This is a genomic window from Kitasatospora sp. NPDC022856, assembly GCF_055561235.1.
This window is the reverse complement of the sequence record NZ_JBVHHE010000015.1, coordinates 1-19035: the sequence shown is the minus strand read 5'-3', so window position 1 is coordinate 19035 and position 19035 is coordinate 1. Positions and strand designations below refer to the sequence as shown.

Annotated in this window: 22 protein-coding genes and 1 pseudogene; 12 read left to right on the top strand and 11 right to left on the bottom strand. The window is 73.0% G+C overall.

Features of this window, described 5'->3' with window-relative positions; all coding sequences use genetic code 11:
- Nucleotides 1-98 precede the first annotated feature (98 nt).
- Genes ACZ34W_RS20120 through ACZ34W_RS20110 form a run of 3 tightly spaced genes read left to right on the top strand, consistent with a single transcriptional unit; the run spans nucleotide 99 to nucleotide 2106 of the window.
- Complete coding sequence (locus ACZ34W_RS20120) at nucleotides 99-749, top strand: ArsR/SmtB family transcription factor (RefSeq protein WP_465605882.1); 651 nt, start codon at nucleotides 99-101, stop codon at nucleotides 747-749.
- Nucleotides 746-1483: an SRPBCC family protein gene (locus tag ACZ34W_RS20115; RefSeq protein ID WP_465605880.1), complete on the top strand. Its 738-nt coding sequence runs from the start codon at nucleotides 746-748 to the stop codon at nucleotides 1481-1483. The genes ACZ34W_RS20120 and ACZ34W_RS20115 overlap by 4 nt, the downstream gene beginning before the upstream one ends.
- A gap of 50 nt (nucleotides 1484-1533) precedes the next feature.
- The gene (locus ACZ34W_RS20110) at nucleotides 1534-2106 is read left to right on the top strand and encodes a dihydrofolate reductase family protein (protein WP_396490269.1); all 573 of its coding nucleotides are present in this window, start codon (nucleotides 1534-1536) and stop codon (nucleotides 2104-2106) included.
- Nucleotides 2107-2188: 82 nt separating this feature from the next.
- On the opposite strand, the gene ACZ34W_RS20105 is transcribed toward ACZ34W_RS20110, so the two are convergent.
- A complete protein-coding gene (locus ACZ34W_RS20105) occupies nucleotides 2189-2893 on the bottom strand; it encodes an SDR family NAD(P)-dependent oxidoreductase (protein ID WP_352295500.1) in 705 nt (234 codons plus the stop codon).
- Nucleotides 2894-2983: 90 nt separating this feature from the next.
- Here ACZ34W_RS20105 and ACZ34W_RS20100 point away from each other — a divergent pair, with 90 nt between their 5' ends.
- Complete coding sequence (locus tag ACZ34W_RS20100) at nucleotides 2984-3586, top strand: TetR/AcrR family transcriptional regulator (protein WP_329485612.1); 603 nt, start codon at nucleotides 2984-2986, stop codon at nucleotides 3584-3586.
- A 29-nt stretch (nucleotides 3587-3615) separates the two neighbouring features.
- Here the strand turns inward: ACZ34W_RS20100 and ACZ34W_RS20095 are convergent, their stop codons facing one another.
- The gene (locus tag ACZ34W_RS20095) at nucleotides 3616-3960 is read right to left on the bottom strand and encodes a YkvA family protein (protein WP_352295504.1); all 345 of its coding nucleotides are present in this window, start codon (nucleotides 3958-3960) and stop codon (nucleotides 3616-3618) included.
- 230 nt (nucleotides 3961-4190) lie between these two features.
- On the opposite strand from ACZ34W_RS20095, the gene ACZ34W_RS20090 reads away from it, so the two are divergent.
- Together ACZ34W_RS20090 and ACZ34W_RS20085 are read left to right on the top strand one after the other, a co-directional pair.
- Entirely contained in the window at nucleotides 4191-4853 is a 663-nt protein-coding gene (locus ACZ34W_RS20090) for a VanZ family protein (RefSeq protein WP_465605877.1), read from the top strand.
- Between the two features lie 57 nt (nucleotides 4854-4910).
- Nucleotides 4911-5168: a hypothetical protein gene (locus tag ACZ34W_RS20085; RefSeq protein WP_465605875.1), complete on the top strand. Its 258-nt coding sequence runs from the start codon at nucleotides 4911-4913 to the stop codon at nucleotides 5166-5168.
- Nucleotides 5169-5182: 14 nt separating this feature from the next.
- On the opposite strand, the gene ACZ34W_RS20080 is transcribed toward ACZ34W_RS20085, so the two are convergent.
- The 3 genes from ACZ34W_RS20080 to ACZ34W_RS20070 all read right to left on the bottom strand — a co-directional run bounded on the left by ACZ34W_RS20080 (nucleotide 5183) and on the right by ACZ34W_RS20070 (nucleotide 6922).
- Entirely contained in the window at nucleotides 5183-5830 is a 648-nt protein-coding gene (locus tag ACZ34W_RS20080; RefSeq protein WP_465605873.1) for a CatB-related O-acetyltransferase, read from the bottom strand.
- A gap of 261 nt (nucleotides 5831-6091) precedes the next feature.
- Entirely contained in the window at nucleotides 6092-6277 is a 186-nt protein-coding gene (locus ACZ34W_RS20075; RefSeq protein WP_329485606.1) for a hypothetical protein, read from the bottom strand.
- 144 nt (nucleotides 6278-6421) lie between these two features.
- Nucleotides 6422-6922 (bottom strand): anthrone oxygenase family protein, encoded by a 501-nt coding sequence (locus tag ACZ34W_RS20070; RefSeq protein ID WP_465605871.1) that lies wholly within the window; start codon nucleotides 6920-6922, stop codon nucleotides 6422-6424.
- Nucleotides 6923-7056: 134 nt separating this feature from the next.
- Between ACZ34W_RS20070 and ACZ34W_RS20065 the strand changes: the two genes are divergently transcribed.
- Nucleotides 7057-8007, top strand: a complete 951-nt coding sequence (locus tag ACZ34W_RS20065) for an AraC family transcriptional regulator (protein WP_465605869.1) — start codon at nucleotides 7057-7059, stop codon at nucleotides 8005-8007.
- 76 nt (nucleotides 8008-8083) lie between these two features.
- On the opposite strand, the gene ACZ34W_RS20060 is transcribed toward ACZ34W_RS20065, so the two are convergent.
- Nucleotides 8084-9535 (bottom strand): DHA2 family efflux MFS transporter permease subunit, encoded by a 1452-nt coding sequence (locus ACZ34W_RS20060; protein WP_465605867.1) that lies wholly within the window; start codon nucleotides 9533-9535, stop codon nucleotides 8084-8086.
- A 143-nt stretch (nucleotides 9536-9678) separates the two neighbouring features.
- The gene (locus ACZ34W_RS20055; protein ID WP_465605865.1) at nucleotides 9679-10245 is read right to left on the bottom strand and encodes a TetR/AcrR family transcriptional regulator; all 567 of its coding nucleotides are present in this window, start codon (nucleotides 10243-10245) and stop codon (nucleotides 9679-9681) included.
- A gap of 186 nt (nucleotides 10246-10431) precedes the next feature.
- Between ACZ34W_RS20055 and ACZ34W_RS20050 the strand changes: the two genes are divergently transcribed.
- The 3 genes from ACZ34W_RS20050 (at nucleotide 10432) to ACZ34W_RS20040 (ending at nucleotide 13863) form a co-directional block, all read left to right on the top strand.
- The gene (locus ACZ34W_RS20050) at nucleotides 10432-11268 is read left to right on the top strand and encodes an undecaprenyl-diphosphate phosphatase (RefSeq protein ID WP_465605863.1); all 837 of its coding nucleotides are present in this window, start codon (nucleotides 10432-10434) and stop codon (nucleotides 11266-11268) included.
- Between the two features lie 174 nt (nucleotides 11269-11442).
- Nucleotides 11443-12603, top strand: coding sequence for an ROK family protein (locus ACZ34W_RS20045; protein ID WP_465605861.1), 1161 nt, complete (start codon nucleotides 11443-11445; stop codon nucleotides 12601-12603).
- Between the two features lie 156 nt (nucleotides 12604-12759).
- On the top strand, nucleotides 12760-13863 hold the full coding sequence (locus ACZ34W_RS20040; RefSeq protein ID WP_465605859.1) for an NADH:flavin oxidoreductase/NADH oxidase: 1104 nt from the start codon (nucleotides 12760-12762) through the stop codon (nucleotides 13861-13863).
- 17 nt (nucleotides 13864-13880) lie between these two features.
- On the opposite strand, the gene ACZ34W_RS20035 is transcribed toward ACZ34W_RS20040, so the two are convergent.
- Nucleotides 13881-15086, bottom strand: a complete 1206-nt coding sequence (locus tag ACZ34W_RS20035) for a PP2C family protein-serine/threonine phosphatase (RefSeq protein ID WP_329485598.1) — start codon at nucleotides 15084-15086, stop codon at nucleotides 13881-13883.
- Entirely contained in the window at nucleotides 15083-16693 is a 1611-nt protein-coding gene (locus ACZ34W_RS20030) for a sensor histidine kinase (protein ID WP_465605856.1), read from the bottom strand. Before ACZ34W_RS20030 ends, ACZ34W_RS20035 begins: the two co-directional genes overlap by 4 nt.
- A gap of 115 nt (nucleotides 16694-16808) precedes the next feature.
- Here ACZ34W_RS20030 and ACZ34W_RS20025 point away from each other — a divergent pair, with 115 nt between their 5' ends.
- Together ACZ34W_RS20025 and ACZ34W_RS20020 are read left to right on the top strand one after the other, a co-directional pair.
- Entirely contained in the window at nucleotides 16809-17153 is a 345-nt protein-coding gene (locus tag ACZ34W_RS20025) for a hypothetical protein (RefSeq protein ID WP_329485595.1), read from the top strand.
- Entirely contained in the window at nucleotides 17150-17575 is a 426-nt protein-coding gene (locus ACZ34W_RS20020; RefSeq protein ID WP_329485594.1) for a response regulator, read from the top strand. Before ACZ34W_RS20025 ends, ACZ34W_RS20020 begins: the two co-directional genes overlap by 4 nt.
- A 117-nt stretch (nucleotides 17576-17692) precedes the next feature.
- Here the strand turns inward: ACZ34W_RS20020 and galK are convergent, their stop codons facing one another.
- The gene (galK, locus tag ACZ34W_RS20015) at nucleotides 17693-18823 is read right to left on the bottom strand and encodes a galactokinase (RefSeq protein WP_465605853.1); all 1131 of its coding nucleotides are present in this window, start codon (nucleotides 18821-18823) and stop codon (nucleotides 17693-17695) included.
- A pseudogene (locus ACZ34W_RS20010) lies at nucleotides 18820-19035 on the bottom strand (UDP-glucose 4-epimerase GalE); the annotation flags it as partial. The pseudogene ACZ34W_RS20010 and the gene galK, both read right to left, overlap by 4 nt.

Sequence of the window (19035 nt, the reverse complement as noted above, 5' to 3'; positions counted from 1 at the left end):
CCCCGGCGGTCACGAGAGCCCCGGGACCTTGCTCGCGCCCGCTCGCCGACAGATTGCCTTGTCTTGACAAAGAATCCTGTCGGAAGCATTCTGGAGGGGTGCTGGACGTCGCTGTGATCGAAGAACCCGCCGCGGCCGAGGCTTCCCTGGACCCGATCCGGTCCCGGATCCTCGCCGCCCTGGCCGAGCCCGGCTCGGCCACCATGCTGGCCGGCCGCCTCGGGCTGCCCCGGCAGAAGGTCAACTACCACCTGAAGGAGCTGGAGCGTCACGGGCTCGTCGAACTCGCCGAGGAACGGCGTAAGGGCAACGTCACCGAACGGGTGTACCGCGCCACCGCCGCCTCCTACGTGATCTCCCCGCTCGCCCTGGCCGCCGTGCGCCCGGACCCGGCCCGCTCGCCCGACCAGCTCTCGGCCCGTTGGCTGCTGGCCCTGGGGTCACGGCTGGTCCAGGAGGTCGGGCAACTGCTGACCGGCGCCTCCCGGGCCGGCCGGCGGGTCGCCTCCTTCGGCATCGACGCGGAGGTGCGGTTCGCCTCGGCGGCCGACCGGGCGGCCTTCGCCGACGAGCTGTCCCGGACCGTGGCCGCCCTCGTCGGCCGCTATCACGACGAGAGCGCGCCGGGCGGCCGGACCCACCGGGTGGTCGTCGGGCTGCACCAGATCCCCGACCCGGCCGGGCCGCCGGGCGCCACCGGGGCGCCCCCGGCGACGAACTCCGAAGCGGCGGAGGAGGACCGACGATGACGCACCCGTTCGAGATCGAGCTGGAGACCACGCTGCCGGCGAGCCCCGAACAGGTCTGGGAGGCGATCGCCACCGGCCCGGGGATCGACTCCTGGTTCATGGGCCGCAACGAGGTGGAACCGCGTGAGGGCGGCACGGCGGCCATGGAGACCGGCGGCCACCGGGAGGAGGCCCTGGTCACCGCCTACGAACCCGGCAAGCGGCTGGCCACCCGCACGTCACCCGGCGAGGACGGCCGCTTCATGGCCTTCGAGTACCTCGTCGAAGGCCGTGGCGGCGCCGCCACCGTCCTGCGCGTCGTCCACAGCGGCCTCCTCGGCGACGACTGGCAGGACGAGTACGACGCGCTGCGCCGCGGCTGGCCCTTCCACCTGGGCACGCTGGCCCAGTACCTGACCCACTTCGCCGCCCGCACGGCCGTCCCGGTGTTCGCCGCGGCGCCGACCGGCCGGCGGACGGCGCAGGACGTCCGGGCGGCCCTCGCCGGCGCCCTGTCGCTGCCCACCCCGGTGACCGTCGGCGCCCGGGCGCAGGCCGAGCCGGCCGGCCTGCCGCCGCTGGACGGCGAGGTGGTCTGGGCCGACGACGAACGCTTCGGGCTGCGCACGGCGGACGGCCTCTACACCTTCCACCACGGCGCCGGAACGGCGTTGATGTTCCACCACCTGTTCGGAGCGGACACCGACGGAGCCGAGGACGCCTGGCGGCGGTGGCTCGTACGAGTACTCGGCTGACCGCCGCCCGGATATCCCGACCACACCCGAGAACGACACCGAGGACCACCATGCGCACTCTCATCAGCACCGCGTTCGTCTCCCTCGACGGAGTCGTCGAGGCGCCGGGCGGCGAGCCCGGCTACCGCAACTCCGGATGGACCTTCAAGGACGTCGAGTTCCTCCCCGAGGCCTTCGAGATCAAGGGGCGCGAGCAGGAGGAGTCCACCGCCATCCTGCTGGGCCGCACCAGCTACGAGGCCTTCAGCCCCGTCTGGCCGGACATGGCGGAGTTCGCCCGCTACCGGACGATGCCGAAGTACGTTGTCTCGACCACGCTCACCGAGGACAAGCTGGTCACGAACTGGGGCGAGACCAGCATCCTGCGCTCGCTGGACGAGGTCGCCGCGCTCAAGGAGACCGAGGGCGGCCCGATCATCGTCCACGGCAGCGCCACCCTGAACCACGGCCTCTCCGACGCCGGCCTGATCGACCGCTACCACCTGCTCGTCTACCCGCTGCTGCTCGGCGCCGGCAAGCGCCTGTTCAGCACCACGGACAAGGACGCGCAGAAGCTGCAGCTCGTCGAGCACGAGGTTTACTCCAACGGCCTCCAGAAGCAGATCCTCGACGTCCTCCACTGACCCGCCACCCTCCCGGCCCGGCGGCCCCCGCCCCGTCCCGCCCGGCGGCCCTCGCCGGGCGGGACGCGGTGGACCCCGGGGGCTACCAGGGGACGGCTTCGCCGTGGAGGTCCAGGAACTGGAGGCCGGGGGTGCCGGCCTGGGCTTCGAGGACGTCGACGACGGCGGGGATGCTCTCCCGGGGGTCGAGCGGCGCGTCGAAGCCGCCGAGTTCCGTCCGGTTGTGGCCGGGGTCGATGAGCAGCTTGGTCCGGCCGTCGCCGGCCTGGCGGGTGGCGTAGCTGCGCATCAGCTGGTTCAGGGCGGCCTTGCTGGCCTTGTAGAGCTCGTAGCCCTCCTCGGTGTTCCGGGTGATGCTGCCCTGGTCGGAGGACATGACGGCGACCGTGCCGCCGGGTACGACGAGGTCGTGGAGGGCGGCGAGGGCGCGCAGGGGGCTCAGCGCGTTGGTGATCATCACCTCGGTGAACTCGTGGGTCGGGACCTCGTCGATCGGCAGGTTGCTCAGGTTGATCGCGGCGTTGACGAAGAGCAGGTCGAGCCGGCGGCCGTCCAGGCGCTCGCGCAGGGCGGACAGCTCTCGCGGGCTGGTCATCTCCAACGACTCGATCCGCAGCCGGCCGTTCCGGGCGTCGGCGATCGCCCGCAGTCCGGCGCTGTCCCGGCGGGTGGTGGCGATCACCTGCCAGTCGCGTCGGGCGAGTTCGTCGGCGAGGACGAGCCCCAGGCCCCGGGAGGCTCCGACGACGAGGGCCCGGCGGGCGGATGCGGTGGGTGTGGCGGACACAGGCGCTCCCTGATGGTTGGGGGACTCAACCTAGACGAGTCGTTGCGTCTAGACAACAGGATTCGGGCCGGTCCCGGTACTGTGTCCCGCATGCCCGCCACGAGCTCCGCGCCCCGCAGACCCCACTCCGGCAACCGGCGCGACGAGACCGCACGTCAGGCCGTGCTCCACGCCGCGGACGACCTGCTGGTCGAGCACGGGTTCGGCGCTCTCACCATCGAGGCGATCGCGCGCCGCGCCGGGGTCGCCAAGCAGACGATCTACCGCTGGTGGCCCTCCAAGGTCGAGATCCTGCTCGACACGCTCATCGAGGACACCGAGAAGCAGCTCCCCGTCCCGACCGAGGAGGCGCCCACGGCGGAGACCGTCCGCGCCTACCTGGCCCGGTTCGCGGAGTTCCTCGCCGTCGACCCGGCCGGCCGGGTCCTGCTCGCGCTGCTCGCCCAGGCGCAGCATGATCCCAGGACGGCCGAGCGCCTCCAGGAGCGCTACCTCGGCCCTCGCCGCGGTCGGGAGCGCGACCTGGTCGTCCGCGGGATCGACGCGGGCGCGTTCTCGCCCGGACTCGACCCCGACGCCGTCGTCGACGGCCTCGTCGGCCCGGTCGTCTACTGCGCCCTGACGGGGTCGCGCGTCTCCGCCGCCCTGGTGGACACCCTCGTCCAGGACCTGCTGAGGCCCCGCGCGGGCTGAGTGCCCGCCCGACCGGTTCCGCCCGGGTGCTACGCCGGACCCTCCGGCCGCTGCCTCGGCCGTGCGGCCGCGTAACCGGCCGCGCTGCGGACCGCGGGGCCGACACCCGCCCGGAGCCCGGCCTTGTTCAACGAGCGCAGGGCCACGAGCAGGAAGCCGATGTCATCCAGCAGGATCGGGTCGGGCAGCAGGTCCACCGGGCTGATCAGATAGGCGATGGACGCCCAGAAGAGCACCTTCTTCGACATCGGGATGCCGGCCGAGCCCAGCAGTCTCCGGGCCCGGACCAGTTTGACCACCAGGACGACCGCCACCACCACGGTGACCGCGACGATCCCGCCGGCCACCCACCAGAACACGCTTCCGCCGTCCACCCCGGCCACCTTTCGCTCGAACCGACCGCTCCGACCGTTCCCCAGGAACCTGCCCCGCTTTCCGCGGACCGTGCACACCACCGGGCGAACTCAAGCATCGCACCCGTGGCGCGGTCGCCGGGGCGGCCACCGATCCGGCGGCCCCGCGCACGGCAGGAGGACACGCGGCATGAGGTGGCGCGGCGCGGGTAGGCGGGCGGTCGCGCACCACCTGAGCGGGCGGGGGAGTCGTGACGAAAGAGCTGATCGACACGGAAGCGGGGGACGGGCCCCGGGGCGGTACCCGGTGGGCCCTGGCGGCACGGCTGCGACGTCGCGGCCGTCCGGCGCAGCCCGACCGCGGGGAACCGCCGATCGGTGAGTCGGACGGTGCGCAGGAGCGGGCGCCAGAGCGGCGGTCCTGGACCTGGGCGGTCGGCCGGTGGCTCATCCTCCTCGCCGCCTTCCTCGCGATGGTCGGCTTGGCCGTCCTCCTGGCCCGCATCACGCTGGTGCCCGAGCCCGGGGCCGTGGGCCGGGTGCACAGCAACCTGCGCCCCGGCGACTCGCTGCGGCACTACCTGCTGCACGCCGTCACGCTGGACGCGCTGCGCCAGGTGGGCGGGAACGTGCTGCTCGGGGTGCCGTTCGGGCTGCTGCTCCCGGTGCTGTGGCCGAGGGCCCGCGGACTGTTCCGGGTGCTGATCAGGACGGCGGCGGTCATGGTGCTGGTCGAACTGGTCCAGGGCGCGCTCATCACCGGGCGGGCCTTCGACATCGACGACGTCATCCTCAACACCCTCGGCGCGCTGCTCGGCTACCTGGTGCTGGGGCGGCGGCTGGTCCGGACGGTCCACCCCGGGCCCCGGACGCACCTTCGCCAGGACAACAGCCCTGAGGGTCAAGGGAATTGACCGGGCCTCGGCCGGTTTGCCGAAGCCGCCACGGGCTAAGCGGTGGCCATGAGAGGAATGAATTCGGCCATCAGAGCAGCGGCCCACATCGTCGCAGGCATTCTCGTCGTCTGGGTCATCCTGGACCTGCTCAGCGCCAATCAGGGAAACACCGTCGTCGGCTGGTTCCACTCCGCGGCCGACTGGCTCGCCGCCTGGTCGCGCGGGCTCTTCACCGTCTCCAGCCAGACCGTCCAGATCCTGCTCGACTACGGCATCCCGGCGATCGTCTACGCGGCGATCGGGAACCTGGTCGCCCGCCGGGCCGTGGACTAGCGTCCGGCTCCGGATCAGGAACCGCCGGGCGGCGCGGCGGCCTCCAGATCGGCGATGCCGCCCGCCATGATCGTCCGCACGTGCTCGGTGATGTGCGCCGCTGGCCAGTCCCACCAGGCCACCGCCAGCAGGCGGGCGACGTCCTCGGCGCCGTAGCGGGTGCGGATGAGACGGGCCGGGTTGCCGCCGACGACGCCGTAGTCGGGGACGTCGCCGGTGACCACGGCGTCGGCGGCGACGATCGCGCCGTGGCCGATCCGCACCCCGGGCATCACCGTGGCGCCGTGGCCGAACCAGACGTCGTTGCCGACCACGGTGTCGCCCCGGTTCGGCAGCCCGGTGAGCAGGTCGAAGTGGTCGGCCCAGGAGCCGCCCATGGTGGGGAAGGGGAAGGTGGACGGGCCGTCCATCCGGTGGTTCGCGCCGTTCATGAGGAAGCGCACGCCCGTGCCCAGCGCGCAGAACTTGCCGATCACCAGCTTCTCCGGCCCGTAGTGGTACAGCACGTTGCGCGTCTCGAAGGCGGTCGGGTCGTCCGGGTCGTCGTAGTACGAGTACTCCCCGACCTCGATCAGCGGGGACTTCACCAGCGGTTTGAGCAGCACCACCCTCGGGTGCTCGGGCAGCGGGTGGAGGACCGTGGGGTCGGCGGGCGCGGCCATGGGGTGGGGCTCCTCGTCGGCAGGGGGTGTCCGCTCCATGATCGCGGAACGGCGCGTCCCGGACCCAGTCGTTTACCCCCTGGGACCGGCAGACGTTGCCGGAGTCCGCGGGCTCCGCGAGGTCGGGGGCGGCTCCGGTGCACGACAGCCCGAGCCGGTCGGGCGGTGCTCCGGTGTGCGCGCGCAGAGGTGGGCGCACACGCGGGCGCGGGCGCTCCGGGGGGAGCGCCCGCGCTCTTCGGGCTCCGTCCGCGCCGCCGGTCAGTCCGGCGGCTCGTCCTCGTTCTCGGCCCTGGTGGTCTCCGCGGCCGAGCCGTTCCGGTCGGCGGTCGGCCCTCCGGCCGGGGTCCGGCCCTCCTCGCCACCGGCCGCGGGGATGTCGGGTGCCTCCGTGCCCTCGGCGGGCGGCAGGTCGGGCACCTTGGGCGCCGTGCGGGGGTCGCTCACGGCGGGCTCCTCTCGCTCCGTTGCAGCTCCCGGGCGTTCCGGGTCCCTGCGCGGATGCCCACCGGGCGGTGCTCCATGCCTGCCCCGCCGGGGTTTCGGGCGCGGCCGGCCGCCTCCCGCCGACCGCGACGGCCCCGCGCACCGTCAGAGCGCGCTCCGCGCGCCGGTCGCCAAGGCGGCCAGCAGGCAGCCGAAGCCGGCCGTCGCGGCGACCGTCCGCACGGTGTTCCAGCCCACCCAGCTGCTCTCGAAGGTCTCCCGGACGGCCGCCAGGTCCGGGATTCGGTCGAGCGAACCGGCCGCCGCCAGCTGATCGTTGAGCGGGACGTTCACCGCGCCCGTGACCACCAGCACCACCGTGTAGAGCACCGCCGCCGCGATCAGCCAGGGCAGCAGCCGCCGGTCGCCGCCGCGGAACTGCAGCACCACGGCGAGCACGGTGAGCGCGAGCGCGCCGAGGAAGACCAGCATGAACCAGCCGTTCAGGATGGCCACGTTGATCCGCTGCATGGTCTCCACGAAGGTCCGGTCGTCGGCCTTGCCGAGCCCCGGCATGACGGAGCAGGAGAAGGCGAAGAACAGACCCGCGCTCAGTCCCATGGCCAGGGTCGCCGCCAGCAGTACCGCACTTCTGAATCCCGCCATCCCACACACTCCCCGTAGTGAACGCCCGCTGTCCGACACCCCTGAGTCAACCGCCCCGGCGGGTGCCCGCACCATCGCCGAGCCACTCGACCGCATACGCGGGCGTCCACACCCGGCGTCTACACTCGGGCGCCATGGACGCACTGGCCGGACTGCTGGCGGGGCCGAGGGCCCGGGGCGCCTTCCTGATCCGCTCGGTCCTCACCCCGCCCTGGGCGATCCGGGTCGAGGACCGGGCACCGCTCACCCTGATCACACCCGTGCGCGGCACCGCCTGGGTGCTGCCCGACCACGGCGCCGCCGTCCGGCTCGCCACCGGGGACGTGGCGATCGCCCGGGGCCCGGACGCGTACGTGCTCGCCGACACCCCCACCACCCCGCCCCGGGTGGTGGTCCACCCCGACCAGAGCTCCAGCACCCCGGCCGGCGACGGGCTGTGCGAGACGATGGCGCTCGGTACCCGCACCTGGGGCGATGCCACCGACGGCCCGGACGTGCTGCTCAGCGGGACGTACCAGCTGCGCGGCGAGGTCAGCCGGGGCCTGCTGGAGGCGCTGCCCCCGCTCCTGGTGGTGACCGCGGACTCCTGGCACTCCCCGCTGATCGACCTGCTCGGCGAGGAGATCGGCAAGGACCTGCCGGGGCAGGACGCGGTACTGGACCGGCTGTTGGACCTGTTGCTGATCGCCACCCTGCGCACCTGGCTGGCCCGGCCCGAGTCCGACGCCCCGGCCTGGTACCGCGCCCACACCGACCCGCTGGTCGGTCACGCGCTGCGGCTGCTGCACGGCGACCTCGCCCGCCCCTGGACGGTGGCGGGCCTGGCCGCCGAGGTCGGCGTCTCCCGGGCCGCGCTGGCCCGCCGGTTCGCCGAACTGGTCGGCGAACCGCCGATGTCCTACCTCACCGGCCGGCGGCTGGCGCTGGCCGCCGACCTGCTGCACGACCCGGCCGCCACGCTCGGCTCCGTCGCCCACCGGGTCGGCTACGGCAGCCCGTTCGCCCTCTCCACCGCCTTCAAGCGGGTGCACGGCGTCAGCCCGCAGGAGCACCGCTCGGCCGGACCGGTCGCCGCCGGGGGCTGACCCCGGGGCGACCGGTCCGCGAGGTGCTCCCGCCGGCGCGGTGCTTCCGCTGACGCGGTGTTCAGGGACGCGCCGCTCAGAGCGCGGTGGGCTCCAGGACCGGCGCCTGGTTCGCGGTGCCCGGGTCCGTGCCCTTGCCCCCCGCGGCGGGGCGCCGGGCCGGGAGCAGCAGGGCCGCCACACCGGCGAGTGCCACCGTCACGGAGCCGAGCACGACCGCCGGGTACAGGCCGTCGACGAAGCGCTGCGCGCTCTCGTAGCCGCCCTGGGCGGAGAAGACCGACGACATGACGGCCACGCCGAGCGCCCCGCCCACCTGGCGAAGCGCGCTGTTGGCCCCCGAGGCGATGCCCTGTTCCTGCGGGCGGACGCTGGACATGACCAGGTTGGAGGCGGGTGCGAAGAACAGGGCCATGCCGACGCCGCTGATGATCAGGGCCGGCAGCTGGGCGGCGTACGAGGTGTGCGGGGTGGCCACGGCCGCGATGTAGCCGAGGCCCGCGGCCTGGAGGAACAGGCCGGCCGCCACCACCGGACGGCCGCCGAACCGGTCGGAGAGGATGCCGGCGAAGGGGGAGACGAGCATCGGCATGCCGGTCCAGGGCAGCATCCGCAGCCCGGCCTCGGTCGGCGAGTAGCCGAGGACGCCCTGCATGTACTGGCTGATCAGGAAGATCGAGCCGAACATGCCCAGGAACATCAGCAGGCTCGCGGCGTTGATCGCGGAGAAGGCACGGGACCGGAAGAGCCGCATGGGGAGCATGGGGTTCCTGGCGCGGATGCCGTGCACCACGAAGGCGGCCAGCAGCGCGGTGCCCGCGACCAGGCCGGTCAGCACGGAGGAGTCGGTCCAGCCGTCGGAGGGGGCGCGCACCATGCCGTACACGATCCCGAAGAGGCCGCCGCTGACGAGGAGGGTGCCGGGGATGTCGAGCGTGGCGCCGTCGCCGTGGGACTCGGCGAGGCGGAGGCGGGCGAGCGGCAGGACGGCGAGGCCCAGCGGGACGTTCAGCCAGAAGATCCAGTGCCAGGAGACGTGTTCGGTGAGGCTGCCGCCGATGAGCGGACCCAGGGCGACCCCGAGTCCGTTGACGGCCCCGAGGATGCCGTAGGCCATCCCGCGCTTCTCGGGGGGCACCGCGGCGCTGAGCAGGGTCAGGGTCAGCGGCATCATGACGGCCGCGCCGACGCCCTGGACGGCGCGTGCCGCGATCAGGGAGTCGATGCCGGGCGCGAGGGCCGCGGCGGCGGAGGCGACCGTGAAGACGGTCATACCGGCGAGGAAGAGCCGCCTGCGGCCGAACCGGTCACCGAGCGCCGCGCCGAACATCAGCAGGACCGCGAAGGTGAGCGTGTACGCGCTCACGATCCACTCCAGGCTGTCCAGCCCTCCTCCGAGGTCCTCGCGGATGGCGGGCAGGGCGGTGGTGACCACCAGGTTGTCGAGGGCCGACATGAATCCGGCGGTACCGGTGATCACGAGGGCCCAGGTGACACCCCCTCGGCGTGCCGTCTGCTGCTGTGACATTGCTTCCCCCCAGCGGTTGATGCGTGTTCTGGATGTAGTTATCGCTTACTAACTTTGCGGCCCGTGACAGACCCCGGATGCCGCGGCGGCGCGGGCCGCCCCGGCGGATCCGGCCGCGCCTACGCCCGCGCCTACGCCCGCGCCTACGCCTCCGGCGGGACTACGACCTGGTCGAGGCGGATGCCCTCCCAGACCCGGTGTCCGGCCGGGAACCCCATGGCCATCAGGGTGTTGATGAGCATGCCGTAGGCCAGGAACCTCGTGGTCTCGTCGCCGTCGGCCTCCAGCGGGAGGTTCACGGCGTCCCAGAGCCGCGTCCAGGCGGCCCGGACGGTCTCGCCGAACCCGCTGTCCCCGTCCGCCTCGACGGAGGCCACGGCGATGTAGGTCTGCATCTGCATCTGGAGCTTCTCGGGGTCGTCCGCGATCAGCCGCATGTACGCCCTCGCCATGGCGCGCATGGCTTCCTTGCCCGCCAGCCCCTTCGCGGCCTCCTCGAACACCCGGCCGGTGTCCTCGATGCAGCGGAGCGAGGCGGCGACGAAGATCGCTTTCTTGCTCGGGAAGAGCCGGAACAGGTAGGGCTGCGAGACGCCGACGCGCTTGGCGATCGCCTCCGTGGAGGTGCCGTGGTATCCGCGCCGCGCGAACTCGGCGATCGCCGCGCGGACCACGCTCTCGCGCCTGTCCTCTGCGCTCATCCTGACCATGCGGGCAAGTTAGTGGGTAATCACTAACTACGTCAACGGGTCCGGTGCGGGGCGCCAGCCGATCGAGCGTCCGAGCCGGTTGGACGGCGCCGCCGCTTACGTCTACATTCCTGTCGTCGTATGCGATGGCCCGGAGCGCCGCACCTCGGCCCCCGGGAGAGTGCCGACACCACTGGGAAGGTGCACGTGAGCGCGATCACCGTCGGACAGGCCGTTGTCCTGGGAGTCGTGGAGGGGGTGACCGAGTTCCTGCCGATCTCCTCCACCGGCCATCTGAAGATCACCGAGGGGCTGATGGGCATCCCGGTCGACGACGCCTCCGTCGTCGGTTTCACCGCCGTCATCCAGGTCGGCGCCATCGCGGCCGTGCTGCTCTACTTCCTCAAGGACATCGTGCGGATCGTCTCCGCCTGGGGCCGCGGCCTGGTGAACCGCGAGGAGCGGTACCACCACGACTACAAGTTCGCCTGGTGGGTCATCTTCGCGACGGTTCCGATCGTCGTGGTCGGCCTGGCCGCCAAGCCCCTGATCAAGGGCCCGCTGGCCTCGCTCTGGGTGGTGGCCGGCTCCCTGATCGTCGGCAGCGGCGTGATGTGGGCGGCCGACCAGATGGGCCGCCACAAGCGCGGCGAGGACGACACCGGCTTCAAGGACGCGATGATCGTCGGCTCGGCGCAGATCCTCGCGCTGCTGTTCCCCGGCTTCTCGCGCTCCGGCGCGACGATGTCCGCGGGCCTGATGCTCGACCTCGAACGGGTGGCCGGGACCAGGCTCTCCTTCTTCCTCGGCATCCCCGCCCTCACCGGCGCCGGCCTGTACGAGCTGAAGGACGCCCTGGGCGCCGGGGTCAGCACGACGCCGCTGGTCGTCGGCACCGCGGTCTCCTTCGTGGTCGCCTACGGCTCGATCGCCTGGCTGCTGAAGTACGTCGCCAAGCACTCCTTCAACGCCTTCGTCGCCTATCGGATCGCCATCGGCGTGATCCTCCTCGGCCTGCTCGGCTCGGGGGTGCTGACCGCCTGACCCGTGGCCCGGTGCCGGGACGCGAGTGCGGGCCCGCCCGGCCGTCTCGGGCCCGCCACGCCGTAGCCGGCGCGGCCGGGCCTCCACGGCGGTGAGCGGGCCCGGCACCGGAACGACCCCGGCCGCGTACTTTAATACTGGACAAAGTAAATTATTTGCGAGTACGTTGCGGTGGTGTTCCCGAATCACGCGCAGCCGCTGGTCACGGCCCCGGCCGAGACCGCCGTCCTCGCCCTCCTGCTGGCCGGGAGTCCGCTCAGCAGGGTCGAACTGGCCCGTCGAACGGGCCTGTCCTCGACCGCCGTCACCAAGGCCGCGAGGCCGCTCATCGTCGACGGCTATCTGCACGAACTCCCCCCGGAGCGTACCGCGCCCGGGGCCGGCCGCCCGGTCAACCCGTTGGCCGTCACGGTGGACCGGGAGTTCTTCGTCGGAATCAAGATCAGCGGCGAGGCCCTGTTCGGCGTGGTCTGCGACCTGCGGGCCGGTCTGCGGGTCACCGGCGGCCGTCAGCTGGGCGAGGACCGCAGCCCGGAGGCCGTCTGCGGGCTGCTGGGTGAACTCGTCGAGGAACTCCTCGACGCCGACCCGGTGTTCCGGGAGCGTACGAGGCGCCTCGGGGTCGCGGTCTCCGGTGACGTGGACCGGTCGGCCGGCCTCGTCCGGTACTCCGTCCTTCCCGGCTGGCGCGACGTCCCGCTGGCGGACGAACTGGCGAGGGCGACCGGGCTGAGCGTCACGGTGGAGAACGACGTCAAGGCCCTGACCGCCGCCGAGCACTGGTTCGGCGAGGGGATCGGGACGGAGAACTTCGCGCTGGTCACGATCGGTTCGGGGGTCGGTTCCGGGCTGGTCGTCAACGGCCAACTGGTCACCGGGGCCTACGGGGTCGCCGGCGAGCTGGGGCACATCAGCATCGACCCGGACGGCCCGCCCTGCCACTGCGGCGGGGTCGGCTGCGTCGAGGTCTTCGCGGCCGGCGGCGCCATCCTCGCCTCGGCCCGCGGTGCGACCGGCCGCGCGGACCTCGACTTCGACGACGTCGTCCAGCTCGCCCGGGCCGGCGACCGGGCCGCCCGGGAGGCCTTCGCCACGGCCGGCCGGGCCATCGGGGTCGGCATCGCCACCCTGGTGAGCCTCCTCGGACCCGAGCGCGTCGTCGTCACCGGTGAAGGGCTCGACACCTACGACCTCTTCGGGATCCACATCAGGGAGGCGTACGCCGCGCACTGCTTCAAGGCGGCGGCGAAGTGCCCGCTGACCCTGCGTCCGCTTCCGTGGGAGGAGTGGGCCCGGGGCGCCGCCGTCCTGGGCATCCAGGCGCTCCTCCCGTAGCGCGGGCGACCGGGCCGGTCCGGCTGTCCGCGGGGCGCTCCGGGGCGGCGAAGGTCGCCCCTTGCCGTAATGAGGCGTGTGCAACTATTGTCGTACGCAGTAGGGCGTGACTGCAAGTATATGGATGGCGCCGCCGCCTCATTCAGGAGACCCGACATGAGCACCACTCTCTTCACTCCGTACACCCTGAGGTCGCTGACCGTCCCCAACCGTGTCTGGATGGCGGCGATGTGCCAGTACAGCGCCGTGCCGGACGGCGACGGGGCCGGTGTCCCGACGGACTGGCACTTCACCCACCTCGCGGCCCGCGCCACCGGCGGCACGGGGCTGATCGTCACCGAGGCCACCGCCGTCAGCCCGGAGGGCCGCATCAGCCCGTACGACCTCGGCATCTGGAACGACACCCAGGTCGAGGCGTTCCGGCGGATCACCGCCTTCCTGAAGGCGCAGGGCACGGTTGCCGCGATCCAGCTCGCCCACGCCGGCCGCAAGGCCTCCACCGAGCGCACCTGGGTCGACCGCGGCCGCGCCATCGGCCCGGACGAGGCCCACGGCTGGACGCCGGTCGGCCCGAGCGCCGTGCCCTTCTCGTCGGCGCACACCACGCCGGAGGAGCTGACGGAGGAGCAGATCGGTGTTGTCGTAGGGCAGTTCGCCGACGCCGCCCGCCGGGCGCTCGACGCCGGCTTCCAGGTCGCCGAGATCCACGGTGCCCACGGCTACCTGATCCACCAGTTCCTCTCGCCCCACAGCAACCACCGCACCGACGCCTACGGTGGCTCCTTCGAGGGACGGATCCGCTTCGCGCTGGAGGTCGTCGACGCCGTCCGGGCGGTGTGGCCGCAGGACCTGCCGCTCTTCTTCCGGATCTCCGCGACCGACTGGCTCACCGAGGACCCGCAGGACGACCGCGAGGGCTGGACGTCGGAGGACACCGTCCGGTTCGCCAAGGAGCTCCAGGCCCGTGGCGTGGACCTGATGGACATCTCCACCGGAGGCATCGCCCCCGACGCCAGGATCACCGCCGGCCCCGGCTACCAGGTGCCCTTCGCCGAGGCGGTGCGCAACGGGACCGGCATGCCGGTGGCGGCCGTAGGCCTGATCACCGACCCCGCCCAGGCCGAGGAGATCCTGGCCGCCGGCCGGGCCGACGCCGTCCTGCTCGGCCGCGAACTCCTGCGCGACCCCTACTGGCCCCGCCACGCCGCCATCACCCTCGGCGCCCCCCTCCCCGCCCCGGTCCAGTACCACCGCGCCTGACCCCGGCCCCCGGCCGGTCAGTCCGACGGGGGGCGGCTGCCCCAGTCGAGGCGGAGGACGGCGAGGTCGTCGGTGTGGCGGCCGGCGTTGAGGGCGTGGGTCTCCTTGATGAGGAGGTCGACGTGGGCGGCCGGGTCGGCCGGGGGCAGGGTGCCGATCAGTCGGAGCAGGCCGTCGACGCCGAGCCGTCCCTTCGTCGTCCCGTCGTGCCCCTCGGTGAGGCCGTCGGTGTAGAGGGTGAGCGCGCCGTCGGCCGGGAGGGGGATGACGGTCGGGGTCCAACTGCCCAGTCCGGGGGCGATGCCCAGGGCGATGCCGTGGGCCGCGGTCAGCTCACGGGTGCCGTGCGCCGTGGTGAGCAGGGGCTCGTGGTGGCCGGCCAGGTGGAGGGTGGCCGTGGTGGCGTTCTGGTCGAGCGTGAGGAGCGTGCAGGTGGCGAAGAGCACCTGGTTGCCGCGTTCGGCGATCAGGATGCGCTCCATCAGGTGGAGCAGGCTCTCGCCGCGGTGTCCGCCGAGTACCAGGGAGCGCCAGGCGATCCGCAGCAGCACGCCGAGTGCGGCGGCGTCGGGGCCGTGTCCGCTGACATCGCCGACGACGGCGTGCAGCAGTCCGTCGTCGCCCTCCACGACGTCGAGGAAGTCCCCGCCGAGCAGGGCCGTGGTGGCTCCGGGCAGGTAGCGGGCGGTCACCGTGACCGTGGAGGTGCCGAGGATCGGCGGGGGCAGCAGCCCCCGCTCCAGGCGGGCGTTCTCCTCGGCCCGCAGGCGGGCGGCCTGGGCCTCGATGCTGGCGCGCTCGGTCTGGCTGCGGTACACGGCGTAGCGCACGGTGCGGTGCAGCAGGTCCGCCTCGACCTTGCCCTTGACGAGGTAGTCCTGGGCGCCGGCGGCCATCGCCTCGGTGCCCGCCTGGGCCTCCGCCAAGCCGGTGAGGACGATCACCGCCGTGTGGGGGGCGACGGCGCGGACGGCGGTGACCGCGGCGGTGCCCGTGGCGTCGGGCAGGTGCAGGTCGAGGAGGATGCAGTCGGCCGGGTGGGCGGCGAGGGCGGCGCGGGCCTCGGCGAGGGTGGGCCGGGTGGTGAGTTCGAACCGCAGCCCGGTGTCGTGGAGGAGCTCCTCCACGAGCAGGGCGTCGCCCTGGTCGTCCTCGATGAGGAGGACGCGGTACAGCGGTTCGTCGGGGGCGGCGCCGGGGGTGGCTGCCACGGCCGTGCTCATCGTGCCTGCTCCGTGTCGGATCGGGCCGCGGTCTCGCCGGTCGGCGGGCCGGGGCGCTGCGGCGGTTCGGGTGCCAGGGTGAAGGTGATGCGGGCGCCCTCGCGGTGGTCGGGGTCGATGGCGATGGTGCCGCCGTGGAACTCGACGATCTTCTTGCACATCGCCAGCCCGATGCCGCTGCCGGAGTAGGCGTCCTTGGTGTGCAGCCGCTGGAAGATCACGAACACCTTCTCGGCGAACTCCGGTGCGATGCCGATGCCGTTGTCGGTCACCGCGAAGTGCCAGAGCGCGTCCTCCCGGACGGCCGAGACGTGGATCTCCGGCGCCACGCCGGGGCGGCGGAACTTGACCGCGTTGCCGATCAGGTTCTGCCAGAGCATCCCCATCTGGGTGGGGTCGGCGACCAGGGTCGGCAGCGGATCGTGGGTGATCTTCGCGTCGGCCTCCTCGATGCCCACGCTCAGCGCGGCCAGGGTCTGTTCCAGCACCTGGTCCAGGTCGACCTCCTGGTGGGCGTGGTGGAGCCGGCCCACCCGGGAGAAGTCGAGGAGGTCGTTGATGAGGACCTGCATGCGGTTCGCACCGTCGACCGCGAAGGCGATGTACTGGTCGGCCTTGGCGTCGAGCCGGCCCCCGTAGCGGCGCTGGAGGAGCTGGGTGAAGCTGGAGACCTTGCGCAGCGGCTCCTGGAGGTCGTGGGAGGCGACGTAGGCGAACTGCTCCAGCTCGGTGTTGGACCGCTGGAGGTCCGCCGCCTGCTCGTCCAGGCGCAGCCGGGCCTCCTCGGTGAAGGCCAGTTCCCGCACCAGGCGCCGGCGCATGGAGTCGATCTCGCCGCTCAGGTGCCGGAGGTCGGCGGGGCCGGTCGGGGTGATGGGGTGGTCGAAGTCGCCGCCGCCGATGGTGCGGGCGTCCGCGACGAGTTGGTCCAGCGGCTCGGTGATGCCCCGGCGCAGCCCCTCGAACACCAGGGCGGCGAGGGCGGCGATCAGCACGGCGACGGCGCCGAACACCCAGTTCCGCAGCCGCATCATGGCGGCGAGGTCGCTCCGCGCGGCGTCGCGGTCCTCGCGCAGCCGGTCCTCCTGGCCGCTCAGGGCGGCCCGTACGTCGTCGAAGGCGTTCTTGCCCTCCAGGGCGCTGCCGGCCGCGAGCGGCGAGGGCGTGCCGGGTGGTGCGGCGGTGATCGGCCGGGCGATCCGCTCCTGCCAGCTCGTCACGGCGTCCTGCACGGCCTTCAGGTCGGCGAGGCCGGAGGGGTCGTCGTGGAGCAGTTCCGTCAGCTGTGCGGTCTCCGTCCGCTGCTCGGCGAGCCCCTGCTGGTAGGGCGCCATGAACTCCGGGGTGCCGGTGAGGCCGTAGCCGCGGATCCCGGTCTCCTGGTTGAGCAGGGCCGACTCCAGGCGGAACGCGCTGGCGAGCGCGGGGGAGCGCACGTCCACCAGGTCGGTGCTGATCGACTGGGTGCGGGACAGTACCCACGCCCCCGCCACTCCGAGCAGGGTGAGGATCACCAGGGACGCGGTGACTCCCACCCGGAGCCACCGCCGGGTCGTCCACGTGGCAAGGCCCCCGCCGGACCTCCGGTCACTGTCGTCGCCGGTCATCGTGTCAACTCCTCGCTCCGCCCGATGCCTTCGATCGGATGTGGCGAGGCCACTCTAGAGGGCGGACGACAACGGTTGTTGTCGTGGGGTTGGTTCTGGGCCTAGAGTGCCTGACATGCCCGGCAAGAACTTCGTACTGCGTACCACCTCGCAGGAGGCGGCCGCGATCGCGGACGCCGCGATGGGGGACCTCGCCCGGCGGCTGGCCGGGCGGCTGACGGCGGTCCCCGCCGCTCCCGCGGTGAGCGACACCGCCCAGGCGCTGAGCCTGCTCCACGTACTCGACCACCTCCGGCAGGCCACCGAACGGCTCCAGCGGGAGGCGGCCGGCGACGCCGCGCGCGCGGGTGCCGGCTACCCGCAGATCGGCGCCGCCTGCGGCATGACCCGTCAAGGTGCCCGCCGGCGCTGGCCGGGGCTTTTCCACCACCCGACCGAGAACCCGCGGAGCACCCGATGATGACCACCGCCCGCCCCTTCGATGTCCTGCTCGTGGAGGACGACGCCGCCGACGCGATGCTCATCGAGGAAGCCCTCTCCGAGCGCGGGGAGCGCAACCTGGTCCAGGTCACCGACGGCGTCGCCGCCCTCGAATACCTGCGCGCCCCGGACAGCGTGCGTCCCGACCTCATCGTCCTCGACCTCAACATGCCCCGGATGAACGGGCGCGACCTGCTGAAGGTCCTGAAGAACGACGACGACCTGCGGACCATCCCGGTGGTCGTGCTCACCACCTCCACCGCCCCGGACGACGTCACCGGCGCCTACAGCAGCCACGCCAACGCGTACGTGGCCAAGCCCGTCAACCTGGACGAGTTCGAGCAGGCCGTCCAGACCATCGACGCCTTCTACCTCGACACCGCCACCCGTCCCCGCCCCTGAACGTCCCCGCCCCTGAACGGGCCGGGGACCGCAGTCGCGGACATGGTCGTGCCCGGGCCCGCCCGGGGCACGACACGGGCGGACCCGGGCACGACCATGTCCGCCCGTCGACGCCCGTCAGGCGATGCGGCGGGCGCCGTCGGCGGGAGTGGCCGCGAAGCTTCGCGGCAGGGCGTGGCCAGCGGCCGCGAAGGCCGCGGTGACGGCGGCGGTGACGCGGTCGGCGTCGTCCCGGTGGACGAGCGCGATGACCGAGCCCCCGAAGCCGCCGCCGGTCATCCGGGCGCCGAGGGCGCCGGCGGCCACGGCGGTGTCCGCGGCGAGGTCGGTCTCGGGGCAGGAGACCGCGTAGTCGTCGCGGAGCGAGGCGTGCCCGGCGGTGAGGACCGCGCCGATGCCGGCCAGGTCGCCGGCGTCGAGCAGGGCGGTGGCCTGCCGCACCCGGTCGTCCTCGGTGACCACGTGGCGGACCAGCGGCCGCAGTTCGGCCGGCAGCCGGTCGAGGGCCGCGGGCAGGGCGTCGGCCGTGAGGTCGCGCAGGGCAGCGAGGCCGAGCAGCTCGGCGGCCCGCTCGCAGCCGGCCCGCAGCTTCGCGTAGGCGCCGTCGGCGAGGTCGTGCTTGACCCGGGTGTCGATCACGAGCAGCCGCAGGCCGGCGCCTTCGAGGTCGAGCGGCACCTGGCGGCTAGTGAGGTCGCGGGTGTCCAGGAGGAGCGCGTGGCCCGCGCGGCAGCACAGGGAGGCGGTCTGGTCCATGATCCCGCAGGGGACGCCGACGTAGGCGTTCTCGGCGCGCTGGGCGAGCAGGGCGAGCTGCATCCCGTCCAGGCCGAGGTGGTACAGGTCGTTGTAGGCGGTGGCGACGGCGCACTGCAGGGCGGCGGACGAGGAGAGGCCGGCGCCCTCGGGGACGTCGCTGTCGATCAGCAGATCGGCACCGGCGACGGCGTGGCCCGCGTCGCGAAGGGCCCAGACGACGGCCGCGGGGTACGCGGTCCAGCCGGTGGTGGTCCCGGGCTCCAGCTTGTCGAGGTCGAGGGTGGTGATCTCGTCGCCGCCCCGGGTGCTGTGCAGGCGCAGCAGGCTGTCGTCGCGGCGGCGGGCCTGGACGCGGGTGGTGTGGGGGAGGGCTACGGGAAGGACGAAGCCGTCGTTGTAGTCGGTGTGCTCGCCGATCAGGTTGACCCGGCCGGGGGCGGCCCAGGTGCCCTCGGGGTCGGCGGAGAACAGCGTCCGGAAGGTGGTCATGCGGGGTGCTCCAGGGTGAAGTTCCAGGCGTCGGCGACGATGTCGTCGAGGTTGGTGCGGCTGGGGGTCCAGCCGAGCCTCTGGTGGGCGCGCTCGGCGGAGGCCACCAGGACGGCGGGGTCGCCGGCCCGGCGCTCGGCGGTGACCACCGGGATCTCGCGGCCGGTGACGCGCTTGACCGACTCGATGACCTCGCGGACCGAGAAGCCGCT

Excerpts from the sequence above, each read along its gene's own strand:
- ACZ34W_RS20040 (WP_465605859.1), top strand. The coding sequence starts at position 12,760 with ATGAGCACCACTCTCTTCACTCCGTACACCCTGAGGTCGCTGACCGTC.
- ACZ34W_RS20035 (WP_329485598.1), bottom strand. The coding sequence starts at position 15,086 with ATGAGCACGGCCGTGGCAGCCACCCCCGGCGCCGCCCCCGACGAACCG.
- ACZ34W_RS20070 (WP_465605871.1), bottom strand. The coding sequence starts at position 6,922 with ATGGCGGGATTCAGAAGTGCGGTACTGCTGGCGGCGACCCTGGCCATG.
- ACZ34W_RS20115 (WP_465605880.1), top strand. The coding sequence starts at position 746 with ATGACGCACCCGTTCGAGATCGAGCTGGAGACCACGCTGCCGGCGAGC.
- ACZ34W_RS20080 (WP_465605873.1), bottom strand. The coding sequence starts at position 5,830 with ATGGCCGCGCCCGCCGACCCCACGGTCCTCCACCCGCTGCCCGAGCAC.
- ACZ34W_RS20065 (WP_465605869.1), top strand. The coding sequence starts at position 7,057 with ATGGACGCACTGGCCGGACTGCTGGCGGGGCCGAGGGCCCGGGGCGCC.
- ACZ34W_RS20030 (WP_465605856.1), bottom strand. The coding sequence starts at position 16,693 with ATGACCGGCGACGACAGTGACCGGAGGTCCGGCGGGGGCCTTGCCACG.
- ACZ34W_RS20025 (WP_329485595.1), top strand. The coding sequence starts at position 16,809 with ATGCCCGGCAAGAACTTCGTACTGCGTACCACCTCGCAGGAGGCGGCC.
- galK (WP_465605853.1), bottom strand. The coding sequence starts at position 18,823 with ATGACCACCTTCCGGACGCTGTTCTCCGCCGACCCCGAGGGCACCTGG.
- ACZ34W_RS20055 (WP_465605865.1), bottom strand. The coding sequence starts at position 10,245 with ATGGTCAGGATGAGCGCAGAGGACAGGCGCGAGAGCGTGGTCCGCGCG.
- ACZ34W_RS20110 (WP_396490269.1), top strand. The coding sequence starts at position 1,534 with ATGCGCACTCTCATCAGCACCGCGTTCGTCTCCCTCGACGGAGTCGTC.
- ACZ34W_RS20085 (WP_465605875.1), top strand. The coding sequence starts at position 4,911 with ATGAATTCGGCCATCAGAGCAGCGGCCCACATCGTCGCAGGCATTCTC.
- ACZ34W_RS20060 (WP_465605867.1), bottom strand. The coding sequence starts at position 9,535 with ATGTCACAGCAGCAGACGGCACGCCGAGGGGGTGTCACCTGGGCCCTC.
- ACZ34W_RS20100 (WP_329485612.1), top strand. The coding sequence starts at position 2,984 with ATGCCCGCCACGAGCTCCGCGCCCCGCAGACCCCACTCCGGCAACCGG.
- ACZ34W_RS20020 (WP_329485594.1), top strand. The coding sequence starts at position 17,150 with ATGATGACCACCGCCCGCCCCTTCGATGTCCTGCTCGTGGAGGACGAC.